The sequence below is a fragment of the Pantoea sp. y20 genome, from assembly GCF_054903455.1.
On record NZ_CM142816.1, the window covers coordinates 4,108,457 to 4,124,516 of the forward strand.

The 16,060-nt window shown below is 55.0% G+C and carries 19 protein-coding genes; 11 read left to right on the forward strand and 8 right to left on the reverse strand.

The window, feature by feature from the left end; genetic code table 11:
* The first annotated feature begins 116 nt into the window (after positions 1-116).
* From ACYAC5_RS19190 to coaD, 6 genes are all read left to right on the forward strand, one after another.
* Positions 117-1,106: a glycosyltransferase gene (locus tag ACYAC5_RS19190; protein ID WP_277974249.1), complete on the forward strand. Its 990-nt coding sequence runs from the start codon at positions 117-119 to the stop codon at positions 1,104-1,106.
* A gap of 73 nt (positions 1,107-1,179) precedes the next feature.
* On the forward strand, positions 1,180-2,256 hold the full coding sequence (gene rfaQ, locus ACYAC5_RS19195) for a putative lipopolysaccharide heptosyltransferase III (protein ID WP_192415300.1): 1,077 nt from the start codon (positions 1,180-1,182) through the stop codon (positions 2,254-2,256).
* The gene (locus tag ACYAC5_RS19200) at positions 2,249-3,382 is read left to right on the forward strand and encodes a glycosyltransferase family 4 protein (RefSeq protein WP_192415299.1); all 1,134 of its coding nucleotides are present in this window, start codon (positions 2,249-2,251) and stop codon (positions 3,380-3,382) included. Before rfaQ ends, ACYAC5_RS19200 begins: the two co-directional genes overlap by 8 nt.
* A gap of 85 nt (positions 3,383-3,467) precedes the next feature.
* Positions 3,468-4,742: a lipid IV(A) 3-deoxy-D-manno-octulosonic acid transferase gene (gene waaA / locus ACYAC5_RS19205; protein ID WP_101760684.1), complete on the forward strand. Its 1,275-nt coding sequence runs from the start codon at positions 3,468-3,470 to the stop codon at positions 4,740-4,742.
* A gap of 3 nt (positions 4,743-4,745) precedes the next feature.
* On the forward strand, positions 4,746-5,522 hold the full coding sequence (locus ACYAC5_RS19210) for a glycosyltransferase family 2 protein (RefSeq protein WP_192415297.1): 777 nt from the start codon (positions 4,746-4,748) through the stop codon (positions 5,520-5,522).
* Positions 5,519-6,004, forward strand: coding sequence for a pantetheine-phosphate adenylyltransferase (coaD, locus tag ACYAC5_RS19215; RefSeq protein ID WP_192415295.1), 486 nt, complete (start codon positions 5,519-5,521; stop codon positions 6,002-6,004). The genes ACYAC5_RS19210 and coaD overlap by 4 nt, the downstream gene beginning before the upstream one ends.
* Before the next feature lies 1 nt (position 6,005).
* Here coaD and mutM read toward each other — a convergent pair whose 3' ends face one another.
* From mutM to radC, 4 genes are all read right to left on the reverse strand, one after another.
* Complete coding sequence (gene mutM / locus ACYAC5_RS19220) at positions 6,006-6,815, reverse strand: bifunctional DNA-formamidopyrimidine glycosylase/DNA-(apurinic or apyrimidinic site) lyase (protein WP_222213536.1); 810 nt, start codon at positions 6,813-6,815, stop codon at positions 6,006-6,008.
* Between the two features lie 69 nt (positions 6,816-6,884).
* Positions 6,885-7,052 (reverse strand): 50S ribosomal protein L33, encoded by a 168-nt coding sequence (gene rpmG / locus ACYAC5_RS19225; protein WP_001051798.1) that lies wholly within the window; start codon positions 7,050-7,052, stop codon positions 6,885-6,887.
* An 11-nt stretch (positions 7,053-7,063) separates the two neighbouring features.
* Positions 7,064-7,300 (reverse strand): 50S ribosomal protein L28, encoded by a 237-nt coding sequence (rpmB, locus tag ACYAC5_RS19230; RefSeq protein ID WP_007885297.1) that lies wholly within the window; start codon positions 7,298-7,300, stop codon positions 7,064-7,066.
* A gap of 243 nt (positions 7,301-7,543) precedes the next feature.
* Positions 7,544-8,200 carry a RadC family protein gene (gene radC, locus ACYAC5_RS19235; RefSeq protein WP_101760688.1) on the reverse strand — a complete coding sequence of 219 codons (657 nt, stop codon included), beginning with the start codon at positions 8,198-8,200 and terminating at the stop codon, positions 7,544-7,546.
* Between the two features lie 185 nt (positions 8,201-8,385).
* Between radC and coaBC the strand changes: the two genes are divergently transcribed.
* From coaBC to slmA, 3 genes are all read left to right on the forward strand, one after another.
* Positions 8,386-9,606: a bifunctional phosphopantothenoylcysteine decarboxylase/phosphopantothenate--cysteine ligase CoaBC gene (coaBC, locus tag ACYAC5_RS19240; RefSeq protein ID WP_192415293.1), complete on the forward strand. Its 1,221-nt coding sequence runs from the start codon at positions 8,386-8,388 to the stop codon at positions 9,604-9,606.
* Positions 9,584-10,042: a dUTP diphosphatase gene (gene dut / locus ACYAC5_RS19245; RefSeq protein WP_167391166.1), complete on the forward strand. Its 459-nt coding sequence runs from the start codon at positions 9,584-9,586 to the stop codon at positions 10,040-10,042. The genes coaBC and dut overlap by 23 nt, the downstream gene beginning before the upstream one ends.
* 116 nt (positions 10,043-10,158) lie before the next feature.
* Entirely contained in the window at positions 10,159-10,755 is a 597-nt protein-coding gene (gene slmA, locus ACYAC5_RS19250; protein ID WP_008109747.1) for a nucleoid occlusion factor SlmA, read from the forward strand.
* Positions 10,756-10,796: 41 nt separating this feature from the next.
* On the opposite strand, the gene pyrE is transcribed toward slmA, so the two are convergent.
* Positions 10,797-11,438 carry an orotate phosphoribosyltransferase gene (gene pyrE, locus ACYAC5_RS19255; RefSeq protein WP_008109749.1) on the reverse strand — a complete coding sequence of 214 codons (642 nt, stop codon included), beginning with the start codon at positions 11,436-11,438 and terminating at the stop codon, positions 10,797-10,799.
* Between the two features lie 49 nt (positions 11,439-11,487).
* Positions 11,488-12,204, reverse strand: a complete 717-nt coding sequence (gene rph, locus ACYAC5_RS19260; RefSeq protein ID WP_101760691.1) for a ribonuclease PH — start codon at positions 12,202-12,204, stop codon at positions 11,488-11,490.
* 144 nt (positions 12,205-12,348) lie between these two features.
* Between rph and ACYAC5_RS19265 the strand changes: the two genes are divergently transcribed.
* Positions 12,349-13,533, forward strand: coding sequence for a NupC/NupG family nucleoside CNT transporter (locus tag ACYAC5_RS19265; RefSeq protein ID WP_462062995.1), 1,185 nt, complete (start codon positions 12,349-12,351; stop codon positions 13,531-13,533).
* 31 nt (positions 13,534-13,564) lie between these two features.
* On the opposite strand, the gene ACYAC5_RS19270 is transcribed toward ACYAC5_RS19265, so the two are convergent.
* The gene (locus ACYAC5_RS19270) at positions 13,565-14,008 is read right to left on the reverse strand and encodes a DUF3574 domain-containing protein (RefSeq protein ID WP_210081787.1); all 444 of its coding nucleotides are present in this window, start codon (positions 14,006-14,008) and stop codon (positions 13,565-13,567) included.
* Positions 14,009-14,164: 156 nt separating this feature from the next.
* Between ACYAC5_RS19270 and ACYAC5_RS19275 the strand changes: the two genes are divergently transcribed.
* Positions 14,165-15,028: a YicC/YloC family endoribonuclease gene (locus tag ACYAC5_RS19275; protein WP_280172222.1), complete on the forward strand. Its 864-nt coding sequence runs from the start codon at positions 14,165-14,167 to the stop codon at positions 15,026-15,028.
* A 60-nt stretch (positions 15,029-15,088) separates the two neighbouring features.
* Here the strand turns inward: ACYAC5_RS19275 and ACYAC5_RS19280 are convergent, their stop codons facing one another.
* Positions 15,089-16,018 carry a DUF7916 family protein gene (locus ACYAC5_RS19280; protein WP_192415289.1) on the reverse strand — a complete coding sequence of 310 codons (930 nt, stop codon included), beginning with the start codon at positions 16,016-16,018 and terminating at the stop codon, positions 15,089-15,091.
* Positions 16,019-16,060 lie beyond the last annotated feature (42 nt).

Sequence of the window (16,060 nt, forward strand, 5' to 3'; positions counted from 1 at the left end):
CTCAAAAAAAATGCGGAAAACCAGGGAACAAAAGGCTTTTGACCATTAATGTGCAAAAAGTTCTGAATTCCCTACTAATAATTGATGTAATAAATTTGTAAATTATTAGATGAACAATGTCGCAAACTATCCCTTTGCTCTCGGTCATCACGCCCCTGTTCAACGCTGGTGTGATGTTTGAGACGTTTATGAATTCGCTACTGGCTCAAACTCTCACCTCACTGGAAATTATCATTGTCGATGATGGTTCCACTGACGGTTCGGGGGAGCGTGCTGATGCTTATGCGCAGCAGCATCCCCATGTTCGTGTTATCCATCAGACCAATGGCGGCGTATCGCGCGCGCGTAATGCGGGCTTAGCGGTGGCGCGCGGTAAGTACGTTTCGTTTCCGGATGCTGACGACACCATGGATGCCGCGATGTATCAAACGCTGGTTGAGATGGCGGAGCGCGACAACCTGGATGCCGCACAGTGCAACGCGGAATGGTTTTTCAAAGCCAGCCAGCAAGTAAAACCGCTGATTCCGCTCGATCGCCTCACCAGCACCGAGGTACTGAGCGGCCCTGAGTGGCTTAATAAGGCGCTGCAAACGCATCGCTACATGCATGTGGTTTGGCTGGGCATTTACCGCCGAGAGTTGATCGAACAGCTCAAACTCTACTTTGAACCCGGCCTGCATCATCAGGACATTCCATGGACCACCGAGTTCATGCTCAACGCGCAACGTGTGCGTTACACCGATAAAGTGTTGTACTGCTACTACATGCATGATGCTTCCATCAGCAACCGTAAGCGCACCGGCCAGCGTAATGTGGAATATCAGCGTCACTACCTGAGAATCGCGCAGTTGCTGGAAGAGCTCAATGCACGCTACCGTCATAAGGTAAAAATCTACCCGGCATTTCACTACCAGATTACGCATGAGGCGCTCAGCGTCTGCCACTGTATCCGACGCGAACCCGAAGAGAGCGCACGTCAGGCGATGATTGCCGATCTGTTCGCTACGCAAACTCACAGGCGCATGCTGCGTAACGCGCGCGGTATAAAGCAATGGTATCAACTGCTGCTGTGGCTAAGCCGGATTTACCGCTGGCGCAAGAAATAAGCGCCGCGTCCGGCTTTCACGCCTTTGGGGTTTGCCTTACAATCAGCTGACTGAATTCTGAGATCATTTGAGTATGGCAAGCCCGATTCCAGACCAATTTGCACCGAAAAATATTCTGCTGATCAAGCTGCGTCATCACGGCGACATGCTGCTGACCACGCCCGCGATAAACGCGCTGCGCCAACGCTATCCTCAGGCGAACATCGACGTTCTGCTCTACAAAGAAACCCGTCCAATGCTGGAGGCGCACCCGGCCATTCGCCAGTTGCACATCATCGATCGCAACTGGAAGAAGGAAGGCGGCTGGCAGAAATTCCGGCATGAAATGGCCCTGCTTTCCGCGGTGCGCGCGTGCCATTATGACCTGGTGATTAACCTCGCCGATCAGTGGCGCAGCGCCATCATTACCGGATTCTCTGGCGCGCCGGTGCGTATTGGTTTTGCCTTCCGCAAACGTGATAACGCCTTATGGCGCTGGATGCACAACCATCTGGTCAGTACGGAAGATCATCATCAGCTGCATACGGTTGAACAGAATATGGCCGCGCTGAAGCCGCTGGGCATCAGCGCCGCCGGCGCAAAAGCCTCGATGCATTTCAGCACAGCCGATCAACAAAAAGTGCAGGATGTACTGGCTCATCATGCGGTGAAAATGCCGTTTGTTGTGCTGCAACCCACTTCACGCTGGCTGTTTAAATGCTGGGAAGATGAAAAAGTCGCACAGCTAATTGATGCGCTCGCTGCCGAAGGCCGCACCGTGGTACTGACGGCGGCGCCGGACCAGAAAGAAATGGCAATGATCGCCAATATTCAGTCGCTGTGTCGCAGCCACAATGTGGTGTCGCTGGCGGGAGAATTATCCTTGCCGCAGCTGGCGGCGCTGATTGACGCGGCACAGCTGTTTATCGGCGTAGATTCTGCGCCGATGCACATGGCCGCCGCGCTGGAAACGCCGTGTCTTGCGCTGTTTGGACCGACCAAGCTGCAACACTGGCGTCCGTGGGGCGATCATAATCGCGTGATTTGGGCCGGTGATTACGGCCCGCTACCCTCGCCAGACGACATCGATACCAACACGCAACAGCGCTATCTTTCTGCCATTCCCGTTGAGGATGTGGTGGCTGCCGCCCGGAGTTTTTTGCATGAGTAAGTTACGCCTGGCGATTGTCCGGCAGAAATACCGCCCAGACGGCGGCGCTGAACGTTTTATTTCGCGTGCGCTGGAAGCGCTGGATAGCGAGCAGCTCGATCTCAATATCATCACTCGCAGCTGGCAGGGCACGCCGAATCCGGCCTGGCATCTGCACATCTGCAATCCAGCGAAATTCGGTCGCATCTCGCGCGAGCGCGGTTTTGCGTGTGCCGCGCGTGCATGCTGGGAACGCGAAAAGTTCGATATTGTGCAAAGCCACGAACGCATCGCCGGTTGCGATATCTTTCGTGCCGGTGATGGCGTGCATCGCGTCTGGCTGGAGCAGCGCGCGCGCATTGTGACGCCGTGGCAGCGCTTAAGCGCCCGCCTTAGTCGTTATCATCGTTATGTGTTACAGGCGGAAGCCGATATGTTCAACGCGCCGTCGTTGAAAGCGGTGATCTGTAACTCAGAGATGGTGAAACAGGATATTTTGCGTCATTTCAGGCTCGATGCCAGCAAGATCCATGTGATTCACAACGCGATTGATAGCCAACGCTTCCAGCCAGCCAGCGAAGCGCTGCGTCATGCAGCACGTCAGCAGCTCAAACTGCCGCAGGATGCCACGGTGATGATTTACGTGGGTTCGGGTTTTGAGCGTAAAGGCTTAAAAGCGGCGATTGAAGCGGTGGCGAAAAGCGATCGCTATCTGGTGGTGGTCGGCCAGGATAAGCAGCTGTCGCGCTATCAGCAGCTGGCAAACCAGCTCAATTGCCTCGATCGCTTACGCTTCGTCGGCGTGCAGCAGGACGTGCAACCGTTCTACCATGCAGCCGATGCGCTGCTGCTGCCTACGCTTTATGATCCCTTCCCAAATGTAGTGCTGGAAGCGATGGCTTGCGGCCTGGCGGTGATCACCAGCACCGGCTGCGGCGGCGCAGAGTTTATCACTGCGGGTCAGGAAGGTTTTGTCTGCGATGCATTAGATATCAACGCGTTAAACGAAGCCGTGCTGGCAACACCGGCGCTTTCACACAATTCTGCCATGGGCGAAGCCGCACGTCGCAGAATTGAACCTTATGGTCCGCAGCGGCTGGCGCACGCGCTGACCTCGCTGTATCAGCAAGTGCTGCAGACCAGCTGACGAAGTGGTATGAGCAGGCGGTTAATTTCTGATAACATGCCGCCTTTCATCTGTTTTTTGACGCGATTCTGTCGTAACGGTAACTATGACGACTCTATACACAGCCTTGCTCTACCTGATTCAGCCACTAATCTGGTTGCGCCTGTGGCTGCGCGGTCGAAAAGCACCGGCCTATCGTAAACGCTGGGCAGAACGCTACGGCTATTGCAGCGGAAAAGTGCTGCCACATGGCATTGTGCTGCACTCGGTTTCCGTCGGCGAGACGCTGGCGGCAGTGCCGCTGGTGCGCGCGTTGCGCCACCGCTATCCAACGCTGCCGATTACCGTCACCACCATGACGCCAACCGGCTCCGAGCGTGCGCAGTCCGCGTTTGGCAAAGATGTACACCACGTTTACCTGCCCTACGATCTGCCAGGTTCGATTAACCGTTTCCTCGATACCGTCGATCCGCGACTGGTGATCATCATGGAAACCGAGCTGTGGCCAAACATTATCCGTATTCTGCATCAGCGCAAGATTCCGCTGGTGATTGCCAACGCGCGCCTGTCTGAGCGCTCGGCTAAAGGCTACAAAAAGCTCGGCGGCTTTATGCGCGACCTGCTGCAGCGCATCACGCTGATTGCCGCGCAAAACGCCGAAGATGGCGACCGTTTCCTCAGCCTTGGCCTGAAACGTTCGCATCTGACCGTTACCGGCAGCCTCAAGTTTGATATCTCCGTAACGCCAGAGCTGGCGGCAAAAGCGGTCACGCTGCGTCGTCAGTGGGCGTCGCGTCGTCCGGTGTGGATCGCCACCAGCACCCACGAAGGCGAAGAGGCAATTGTGCTCGATGCGCATCGACGTCTACTGCAGCAGTTCCCCGATCTGCTGCTGATTTTGGTGCCGCGCCATCCGGAACGTTTCAAAGATGCCTGCGACCTGACGCAAAAACGCGGCTTCAGCTTTATCCTGCGTAGCAGCGGCGAAATTCCATCAAGCTCCACGCAGGTGGTGATTGGCGACACTATGGGCGAACTGATGATGCTGTACGGCATCGCCGACCTCGCCTTTGTTGGCGGCAGCCTGGTTGAGCGCGGCGGCCACAATCCGCTAGAGCCGGCCGCGCATGCCATTCCGGTGCTGATGGGCCCGCACATCTGGAACTTCAAAGATATCTGCGCCAAGCTGCAGCAGGCCGAAGGGCTGATTACCGTTACTGACGTGGTATCGCTGCAGAAAGAGGTCGCTAACCTGCTGCAGGATGACGATTATCGCCGCTATTACGGCCGTCATGCTGTGGAAGTGCTGCATCAAAATCAGGGCGCATTACAGCGTCTGCTACAGTTACTCGAACCTCATTTACCGCCGCGAGCTCACTAATTCATGTCGCAACGCCAACGTCTCTCCGTGGTGATGATCGCCAAAAACGAAGCTGAACTGCTGCCGGAGGCGCTGGCTTCTGTCAGTTGGGCAGATGAGATTGTGGTGCTCGATTCCGGCAGCAGCGACAACACGATGCAGGTCGCTCGCGAACAGGGCGCGCAGGTTTTCCAGGCTGAAGGCTGGCAGGGGTTTGGCAAGCAGCGCCAGCGCGCGCAGGCCCATGCGCAAGGCGAGATGATTTTGATGATCGATGCCGACGAACGCGTTACACCCGAATTGCGTCGCGCTATCGAGCAGGTTCTCGCACAGCCTGCCTCGGACAATGTTTACAGCCTCGGTCGCAGCAACCTGTTTCTTGGCCGCTTTATGCGCCACAGCGGCTGGTATCCCGATCGCGTTATGCGCCTCTATCCGCGCAAGTTCAATTACAACGACAATCTGGTGCATGAATCACTGGAGACGCAGGGTGCGCCGGTAGTGAAGCTGGCGGGCGATCTGCAACATCTCACCTGTCGTGACCTGATTGCGTTTCAGCGTAAGCAGATGAACTATGCCGAAGCCTGGGCAAATGAGCGTTTCCAGCGCGGCAAACGCTGCGGCTTGTTCTCGATCTTTAGCCACACGCTCGGCGCATTTGTTAAAACGCTGCTGCTGCGCGCCGGTTTTCTCGATGGCAAGCAGGGCTGGATTCTGGCGGTGGTTAATGCGCAGTACACTTTCAACAAATACTCGGCGCTCTGGGCGCTGCATCACACCTCAACACAAGGTCGCGTATGAGTACGAAAGCGATTTATCCCGGCACCTTTGATCCCTTCACGTTGGGTCATCTGGATATTGTGACGCGTGCAGCGAAGATGTTTGACCACATCGTCGTGGCGATTGCCGCCAGCCCGAGTAAAAAGCCGCTGTTTAGTCTTGATGAGCGCGTGGATATGGCGCGTCAGGTGACGGCACATCTGCCGAATGTCGAGGTGATCGGGTTTAGCGACCTGATGGCGAACTTTGCCCAGGCGCAGAATGCCAATGTGCTGGTGCGTGGATTGCGTGCGGTTTCGGATTTCGAATATGAGCTGCAGCTGGCGCAGATGAATCGTCATCTGTTGCCCACGCTGGAGAGCGTGTTTCTGATGCCATCAGAAGGTTTTTCGTTCGTCTCTTCTTCGCTGGTCAAAGAAGTCGCGCGCCATGCCGGTGACGTGCAGGCATTTCTGCCTGCCGTTGTGCACAAGGCGTTACTGGCGCGACTGGCGCAGCCTTAACTCAGTGCTGGCAGCGTGGACACCAGAAGGTGCTGCGCTGACCATGTTTGCCGCTGACAATCGGCGTACCGCAGGCACGGCAAGGTTCGCCGGCGCGGCCATAAACCTGCAACTGCTGCGCGAAGTAGCCGGGTTTACCGTCCGTTTGCAGGAAATCTCGCAGTGTGGTGCCGCCCTGCTCAATCGAGCGTAACAACACCGCTTTGATGGTGTTAACCAGCAGCTCGGCCTCTTCCTGACTCAAACTCATTGCCGAACGATCGGGCAAGATCCCGGCAGTAAACAGCGATTCGCTGGCGTAGATGTTCCCGACGCCCACCACCACTTTGTTATCCATCAGCCACTGTTTAATCACTGTGCGTTTGCCGCGTGACTTTTCAAACAGATAGGCACCATCAAATTCGCTGCTGAGCGGTTCCGGACCGAGATGGGCCAGCACGCTGCTGCCTGCGAGGTCATTGCTCCACAGCCAGGCGCCAAAGCGACGTGGATCGGTGTAGCGCAACACTTTGCCGTTGCTCATCACTAAATCGACATGGTCATGTTTGGCGGCCGGTTGTTCGCCGGGTAGCACGCGCAGACTGCCGGACATGCCGAGGTGAATGATGATCCAGCCATGCGGTAGTTCGAGCAGCAGATATTTAGCGCGACGCTGCACGCTCAATACGGGTTGGTCGCTCAGCGCGTGGATTTCATGCGAGACCGGCCAGCGCAAACGTGAATTGCGCACCACCGCATGCAGAATCGTGGCACCCACCATGTGGGGTTCGATACCGCGACGACTGGTTTCTACCTCAGGTAATTCAGGCATCTCATCTCCTCAACGAATCGCAGAAACAAAAAACCCGGCCGAAGCCGGGTTTTTCACAGAACACTAAAATTACTTAATTTTAGCTTCTTTGTAGATCACGTGCTGACGTACAACCGGATCGAACTTTTTCAGTTCTAATTTCTCTGGTTTAGTACGTTTGTTCTTCGTGGTGGTATAGAAGTGACCTGTACCAGCAGAGGAAACCAGCTTGATCTTCTCACGAATACCTTTAGCCATGATTCAGTTCCTTAGTACTTCTCACCACGGGCGCGGATTTCGGTCAGAACCGTATCGATGCCCTTTTTATCAATAACACGCATACCTTTAGCAGATACACGCAGAGTAACGAAGCGCTTTTCGCTCTCAACCCAGAAACGGTGAGAGTGCAGGTTCGGCAGGAAACGGCGTTTCGTCGCGTTCATTGCGTGGGAACGGTTGTTACCCGTTACCGGACGCTTTCCAGTTACCTGGCAGACTCGTGACATTTCTATTCTCCAAAAATCAAATCAGCTCGAGCTTTAAAAACTAGGTTTTGGCCGCCTCGTCAGGCCTTAGCCCGCCCAGGCGAGTTCCATGTGAACCCGCTAAGCTGGCCCAAACGCCAAACCCGAGATTCTCAAAGGTGGCGTAGTATACGCCGCTCAGCCCGAGTGCTCAAGTCCCGAACAGATAAAGATCCCTCTGGATCGCGCAAAAATGCCCTATTTCTGTTCAGTTGAATCGATGAATTACAACCAACCGCGCTCGGCGAAAGAGGTAAACTCGCCGTGACCGATCACCAAATGATCAAGTAAACGGATATTGAGCAGCGCGCACGCTTGCCCGACTTTTCCGGTAATATCGCGGTCGGCGCGACTGGGTTCAGCGATTCCCGACGGATGATTGTGCGCCAGAATCACCGCCGCCGCGTTAAGTTTCAGCGCTTCGCGCACGATTTCGCGCGGGTGAACCTCCACGCTGGCAATCGAGCCGGAAAACATCTTCTGCGCCTGCAACACGCGGTGCTGATTATCGAGGAACAGCGCCATAAACACTTCGCGCTCCTGATGCGCCAGCACGCTTTGCAGGTAATGGCGCGTCACCTGCGGATTCTCCATCACGTTTTCCCGCGCCAGCTGGCTGGCAAAAAATCGCCTTCCCAGTTCCGCGATGGCATAAAGCTGCGTCATTTTGGCGCTGCCCACGCCTTTAATCTGCCCGAGTTCCTCTTTGCTGGCCGTCATAATGCGATAGAGCGAACCAAACTCGTTCAACATCTGATGCGCCAACAGCAGCACGCTGGTGCCGCTGATGCCGGTACGCAAAAAAATCGCCAGCAGCTCAGCATCACTCAACACTTCAGCGCCCATTAACATCAGTTTTTCCCGTGGTGCCAGTTCCGTCATGACCATCTCCTCCCTGCGATGCGGCGATTCTGCGCGTCAGCCACCGTCAGCGCCAGCACGCGCTGAACGATTTCAGAGCCAGCTCGCAAAGGCCGCAGGCAGTGAAAAGGCGCACTGTGGATTTTGTGATAAAGTTGCCTGCATCTGCCGCCCCTGACGCGGCAATTTGCTTTGAGGCGAACAACATGACGGGATTAGCTGGAAAGAAAATTCTGCTGGGCGTGAGCGGCGGCATTGCTGCATACAAAGCGCCGGAGCTGGTGCGTCGGCTGCGCGATCGCGGTGCTGATGTGCGCGTAATGATGACCGAAGCGGCCAGGGCCTTTATTACTCCGCTGAGCCTGCAGGCGGTTTCCGGTTATCCGGTATTTGATGATTTGCTCGACCCGGCAGCCGAAGCGGCGATGGGCCATATTGAACTGGCGAAATGGGCCGATTTAATTGTGCTGGCGCCGGCTACCGCCGATCTGATTGCCCGCGTCACTGCCGGCATGGCGAATGATTTGGTCACCACCGCGTGCCTGGCAAGCGCAGCGCCGGTTGCCATCGTCCCGGCCATGAATCAACAGATGTACCGCGCGGCGATCACGCAAGAGAACCTGCAGCGTCTGCAGCAGCGCGGCGTACTGATTTGGGGCCCCGACAGCGGCAGCCAGGCGTGCGGCGATGTGGGTCCCGGCCGCATGCTCGATCCGCTGGCGATTGTGGCGCACGCGCTGGAGTGGGCTGCGCCCGTCAACGATCTGCAACATCTCAGCATTATGATCACCGCCGGTCCAACCCGCGAAGCGCTGGACCCGGTGCGGTATATCAGCAATCACAGCTCGGGCAAGATGGGATTTGCGATTGCTGCGGCTGCGGCCAAACGCGGTGCGAAGGTGACATTGGTTACCGGCCCGGTGGCGCTGCCAACGCCAGTTGGCGTGCAACGCTTGGACGTCGACAGCGCGCTGGAGATGGAAGCGGCGGTGATGGCGCAAATCCAGCAACAACATATTTTCATTGCCAGCGCAGCCGTGGCAGACTACCGGGCGGCTAACATTGCCGCAGAGAAAATCAAAAAACAGGGTGGCGACGACAGCGTCACGCTGCAGTTGGTGAAGAACCCCGATATTGTCGCAGGCGTCGCGGCGCTGCAGGAAAATCGCCCTTATGTTGTGGGATTTGCTGCCGAAACCCAGAATGTGGAAGAATACGCGCGGCAAAAACGGGTGCGAAAAAACCTGGATCTGATTTGTGCGAACGATGTGGCGCAGGCGGGTCAGGGCTTCAATAGCGACACCAATGCTCTTCACCTTTTTTGGCAGGAAGGAGAAAAAGTCTTACCGCTCAGTGATAAGACGCTCCTTGGCCAACAATTACTAGACGAGATTGTCAGCCGTTATGATGAAAAAAATCGACGTTAAAATTCTTGATGCACGCGTGGGCAACGAATTCCCGCTGCCGACTTATGCAACCTCTGGTTCCGCAGGCCTCGATTTACGCGCCTGCCTGGATGATGCGCTTGAAATCACACCAGGCATGACCACGCTGGTTCCCACCGGTTTGGCGATTCACATTGCCGATCCTGCTCTTGCCGCCGTGATTCTGCCGCGCTCCGGTCTTGGCCATAAACATGGCATCGTGCTGGGTAATCTGGTCGGTTTAATCGACTCCGATTATCAGGGCCAACTGATGGTTTCCGTGTGGAACCGCGGTCAGGACAGCTTCACGCTGCAGCCAGGCGACCGTTTAGCACAGCTGGTCTTCGTGCCGGTCGTGCAGGCCGAATTTAACCTGGTGGAAGATTTTGACACCAGCGACCGCGGCGCAGGCGGCTTCGGTCACTCAGGCCGCCAGTAATACGCGACACTTTTCGCTTAGCCATCTTTTTATTTCTTGTCGCCACAGGCCGCTATGTCTGTGGCAGATGAGGCAGTATTGCCTGTTTTTGGTGAATTTCAGGGGTGTTGAAGGTCATGGCAGAAAAAAAAGTCGCGAAACGGAATCGTCGCGAAGAGATTTTGCAGGCGCTGGCGCAAATGCTGGAGTCGGGCGATGGCAGTCAGCGCATCACCACCGCGAAGCTGGCCGCTAATGTCGGCGTGTCGGAAGCGGCGCTTTATCGCCACTTTCCCAGCAAAACGCGCATGTTTGACAGCCTGATCGAGTTTATTGAAGACAGTCTGATTACCCGCATCAATCTGATCCTGAAAGATGAAAAAGAGACGCTGACGCGCCTGCGTTTAATCGTGCAGCTGATTCTGGGATTTGGTGAGCGTAATCCGGGGCTGACGCGTATTTTGACCGGCCACGCGCTGATGTTTGAACAGGATCGCCTGCAAGGGCGTATTAATCAGCTGTTTGAGCGTATTGAAGTGCAGCTGCGTCAGGTGATGCGCGAGAAGAAAATGCGTGATGGTGAAGGTTTCCAGAACGACGAAACGCTGCTGGCGAGCCAGTTACTGGCGTTTTGTGAAGGGCTGTTGTCGCGCTATGTGCGCTCCGAATTCCGCTTTCGTCCGACCGCAGATTTCGAGAGCCGCTGGCCGCTGATGGCGGCGCAGTTGGTTTAAAAGACCAGGTCGGCATAAATGCCGACCTCATTACCGAATAATTAAATCCCGTACTCTTTACGATACGCGCGCACTTTCGCCAGATGGTCAGCCATCTCCGGCTTCTCTTCCAGGTAATCAATCAGCTCAGCCAGGGTAATAATCGCCGTCACTTTGCACTTATAGTCACGTTCCACTTCCTGAATCGCCGAAATATCGCTGCGACCGCGTTCCTGACGATCCAGCGAAATCAACACGCCCGCCAATGTCGCATTATGCGCACTGATGATATCCATTGATTCACGAATCGCAGTACCGGCGGTGATCACATCATCCACCAGCATCACTTTGCCTTGCAGCGGGCTGCCCACCAGCAAACCGCCTTCGCCGTGATCTTTGGCTTCTTTGCGGTTGAAGCAGTAAGGCACGTCACGTTCATGATGATCGGCCAGCGCCACTGCGGTAGTGGTGGCAATTGGGATGCCTTTGTACGCCGGGCCAAACAGTAGATCGAAATCAACGCCGCCATCAACGAGCGCTTGCGCGTAGAAACGGCCTAACAGCGCTAAATCGCGACCGGTATTAAACAGACCGGCATTGAAGAAATAGGGGCTTTTACGTCCCGATTTCAGGGTGAACTCACCAAACTTCAGCACCCCTTTGTTCAGGGCGAATTCAATAAACTGACGCTGCCAGGCTTTCATTTCTCACTCCTCAAATAAAGAAAAGGCGACTCTATGGTCGCCTGTTACATCAATTAGTTAGCGCCGCTTTCTGCGCCTGAATCAACTGCTCAATGCCGCCTCGCGCCAGCGCCAGCAGCTGCAGTAACTCGTCGTGGCTGAAGGGCTCACCTTCTGCGGTGCCCTGCACTTCAATCATGCGGCCGTCTTCGGTCATCACCACGTTCATGTCAGTTTCTGCGGCGGAATCTTCCACATACTCCAGATCGCACAGCGCTTCACCGCCGACGATACCCACAGAAATCGCCGCCACCATACCCTTCAGCGGGCTGGCTTTCAGCTTGCCCGCCGCCACCAGCGCATTCAACGCATCGGCCAGCGCCACGCAGGCACCGGTAATGGATGCAGTACGCGTACCGCCATCGGCCTGAATCACGTCACAATCCAGCGTGATGGTGAATTCGCCTAGCGCTTGCAAATCCACTGCTGCACGCAGTGAACGGGCGATCAGACGTTGAATCTCCAGCGTACGTCCGCCCTGTTTGCCTTTGGCGGCTTCACGCGCCATGCGGCTGTGGGTCGAACGCGGCAGCATGCCGTATTCCGCGGTGATCCAGCCTTGACCTTTGCCTTTGAGGAAACGCGGCACGCTCTCTTCGACGGTTGCGGTGCACAGCACTTTGGTTTCGCCGAATTCAACGAGCACAGAGCCTTCTGCATGTTTGGTGTAGTGACGAGTGAGTGTGACGGGACGTGTTTCAGATGCACTACGGCCTGCTGGACGCATGGTTTCTCTCCGGCTTGCTTAGGTTTGGCTGCGCATTATACGGACTTCAGCTGCGGCTGTCCCGCCCGCGATCGCCACAATCCTGGATGAAATTCTGTGGTGGCTGTGGCTAAATGCGCGTTTCCTCCCTTAAAAAGATAAATGATGATCGCGATACTCCATTTCCTGCTGGCGCTGGTGGTGATTTTTGCCCTTGCGCTGTTGGTCAGCCACGACCGCAAACGCATTCGTCCCCGCTTTATTATTCAGCTGCTGATTGTCGAAGCCGCGCTGGGCTGGTTCTTCCTGCACTCGGCGGGCGGCCAATCGGTAGTCACTGCGGTGGGCGGCTTCTTTGAAACCTTATTAACCTACGCCGCGCAAGGGACCAACTTTGTCTTCGGCAATATGGCAGATCAGGGATTAGCCTTTATTTTCCTCGGCGTGCTCTGCCCGATTGTGTTTATTTCCGCACTGATCGGCATTTTGCAGCACTGGCGCATTCTGCCGCTGCTGATTCGCGCCGTTGGCACTCTGTTATCGAAAGTGAATGGCATGGGCAAGCTGGAGTCGTTTAACGCCGTCAGCACCTTGATTCTCGGCCAGTCGGAAAACTTCATTGCCTATAAAGGCATTCTCGCCGATATTTCCGCGCCACGCATGTACACCATGGCGGCGACGGCGATGTCGACGGTTTCGCTGTCGATTGTTGGCGCGTATATGTCGATGATTGATGCCAAATATGTGGTTGCGGCGCTGCTGCTTAATATGTTCAGCACCTTTATTATCTTGTCGATCATCAATCCCACCCGCCCGGAAAACGAAGAGCAGATTGCGCTGGATAAGCTGCATGAAGATCAGAGCTTCTTTGAGATGCTGGGCGAATACATTCTCGCCGGCTTTAAAGTGGCGATGATCATCATGGCGATGCTGATTGGCTTTATCGCGCTGATTGCGGCGATCAATGCGCTGTTTGCGGCAGTATTTGGTTACAGCTTCCAGCAGCTGCTTGGCTACGTTTTCTATCCGTTTGCATGGCTGGTTGGCATTCCCTCCGCCGATGCTTTGCAGGCGGCGAGTATTATGGCCACCAAACTGGTAGCGAATGAATTTGTTGCGATGATCGAGCTGAAGAAAGTGGCGGCTGAAATGACGCCACGCGGACTGGGGATTCTGTCAGTGTTCCTGGTGTCGTTCGCTAACTTCGCCTCAATCGGCATCGTTGCCGGTGCGATTAAAGGCCTGAACGAGAAACAGGGCAATGTGGTTTCCCGCTTTGGCTGGAAGCTGGTGTATGGCTCCACGCTGGTGAGCTTGCTGTCGGCCGCGTTCGCCGGGCTGTTTATCTGATAACGCATGGCGGCTGCATGGCCGCCATTTTTTAAAACGCCACGCACACCAGTGAATCAACCCGCATCACCGATTCCTGCTCGAAGCGCTGTTTATACACATCACGAAGTTTGTTGATGCTGTCAGAACTCGCCACATCCGGAGTGTGAATCAGCATCAATGCTTTGCTGTTTTCCCGCGCCAGCTTACCGTTCTCGCCCAGCCACTGACCTTTGGCGTCATATACCGATAAACCGTCTTTGAAACGCGGCGTCACATCGTTATCGACAAACTGCTGCCATTCGCTGCTGCTGACGATGCCACCTTTCGGTTTGTTCATGCCAAACCACAACGTTGTTTGCATCATCACGTCACCAGAACCGCATACCGCAACCGGCGCGGTGTTGGGCGGGATCTGATGCGTTTTCGTCGACGGAGCCTGACAGCCAGCGAGCAGTAAGGTTAATAAAGCAGGAAGAGCCAGAGAGCGGAACATCACTTCATCCTTTTAAGCGAACCAGCGCTAAGCATAAGTGTCTGTCGGTAAAAGAGGTAATTTTTTGTTATTCACGCTTAAGTGCGCTTATGCCTGTTAGCGTCGAGGCTGCCTCGCTATACTTCACCCAACATTTCTGAAAAAGAGAAGACGATTATGATCCGCAGTATGACCGCTTACGCCCGCCGCGAAGCCAAAGGCCACTGGGGCAGCGCCGCCTGGGAAATTCGTTCGGTTAACCAGCGCTATCTGGAAACCTATATCCGTCTGCCGGAGCAATTTCGTGGCCTGGAGCCGGTCATCCGCGAGCGCATCCGTAATCGCCTGACGCGCGGTAAAATCGAATGCAACCTGCGTTATGATGCCGATGCCAGCGCACAAGGCGAACTGCAGCTGAATGAATCACTGGCCAAACAGCTGGTGCAGGCCGCCAACTGGGTGAAGATGCAGAGTGATGAAGGCGCGATCAATCCGCTGGATATTCTGCGCTGGCCGGGCGTGATGTCCGCGCAAGAGCAGGATCTCGATGCCATCAACGCCGAACTGCTGGTGGCGCTGGATGGCGCGTTAGATGACTTTATCGAAGCGCGTGAAAGCGAAGGCACCGCGCTGAAAGCGATGATTGAACAGCGTCTGGAAGGCGTATCGCACGAAGTCAGCAAAGTGCGCGCGCAGATGCCAGATGTGATTAAATGGCAGCGCGAGCGTCTGGTCACCAAGCTGGAAGAAGCCGAAGTGCAGCTGGAAAATAATCGCCTGGAGCAAGAGCTGGTGATGATGGCGCAGCGCACCGATGTGTCGGAAGAGCTGGATCGCCTGGATGCGCACGTTAAAGAAACCTACAACATCCTGAAAAAGAAAGAAGCCGTTGGCCGCCGCCTCGACTTTATGATGCAAGAGTTCAACCGCGAGTCGAACACGCTGGCTTCGAAATCAATTAATGCCGAGATCACGACATCAGCGATTGAGCTGAAAGTGTTGATTGAACAGATGCGTGAACAGATTCAGAACATAGAGTAATCACGCACACCATTAATAACGTCAAGTCCGTCATCCTACGGGCTTGACGATTAATGTGGGTTAACGATTTATTGAGCGTGCCATGCGCGTGTAAGTATGTCGGATACCGCGAATGGCAATGCTGTAAGCCATGATATTTTCAGGCAATGCCATCCCGATGTAACCGGTGTCACCAATATGATGAAGATCTGCGCCCGCCATCTTACTCATTAACGCGATTTGACGAATGGTATTCACATCTGCCCCCTCTTGCGATGTCCCGATCGCGGTCATCGCTAAAGCGCCATGCGAATGAATACATTCAATGAGTGAGGCAACTTTCTGCTGACTCATACCCGGTAGTGTGCCGGGTGCAGGCACCAACACCACATCAACCCCTTGCTGCACGAACTCAGCAATATCTTGCTCGGTGAGGATGTCGCTGCCACTCTCCTGAACAATGCCAGCACCATGCATCTTACCGGTGATAATGAGTGCGCTGTTACCAACCGCCTCGCGGATCATTTTCGCCGCTTTAGCCAGCGCACGATTGCTCACACCGTTATTAGGATTGCCCGTGAGAACCAAAATTTTGGCTCCCATTTGCACCAAACGGCAGGCGTTTTCCGCTGTTGCCGCGCGCCCTGGCACCATTTGTAATTCATCAAGATGCGTGGCATCAAAATCAGGATCTACCGCTTCAAGATTGACCCCAATAATACGCCCGGTCAGCCGGCATATTTCATGTAAAGTTTGTTCCGGCGCAATGTTTGCGGGCATGCCATGAATAACAGGGTTTTCACTGTCGAACATGTTGATCAATACAATATCAGCCCCCTGAGAGGCCGCCAATTCGGCGTTAGTAATATTATGCAGCAAGGGTGAAGTCATGCCGATAGTTTCGCTGACTACCACCCGTCCTTCGCTGGCACGCACAGCATATATCAACGCATCTTTATCCATCGGCAGCAGCTCGGAAGCTGAGCAATCCAGCAAACGTTTATGTGTCATAGAATTTATTCTCTTTGGTAAGCATCAGATTAAGATCGGGAA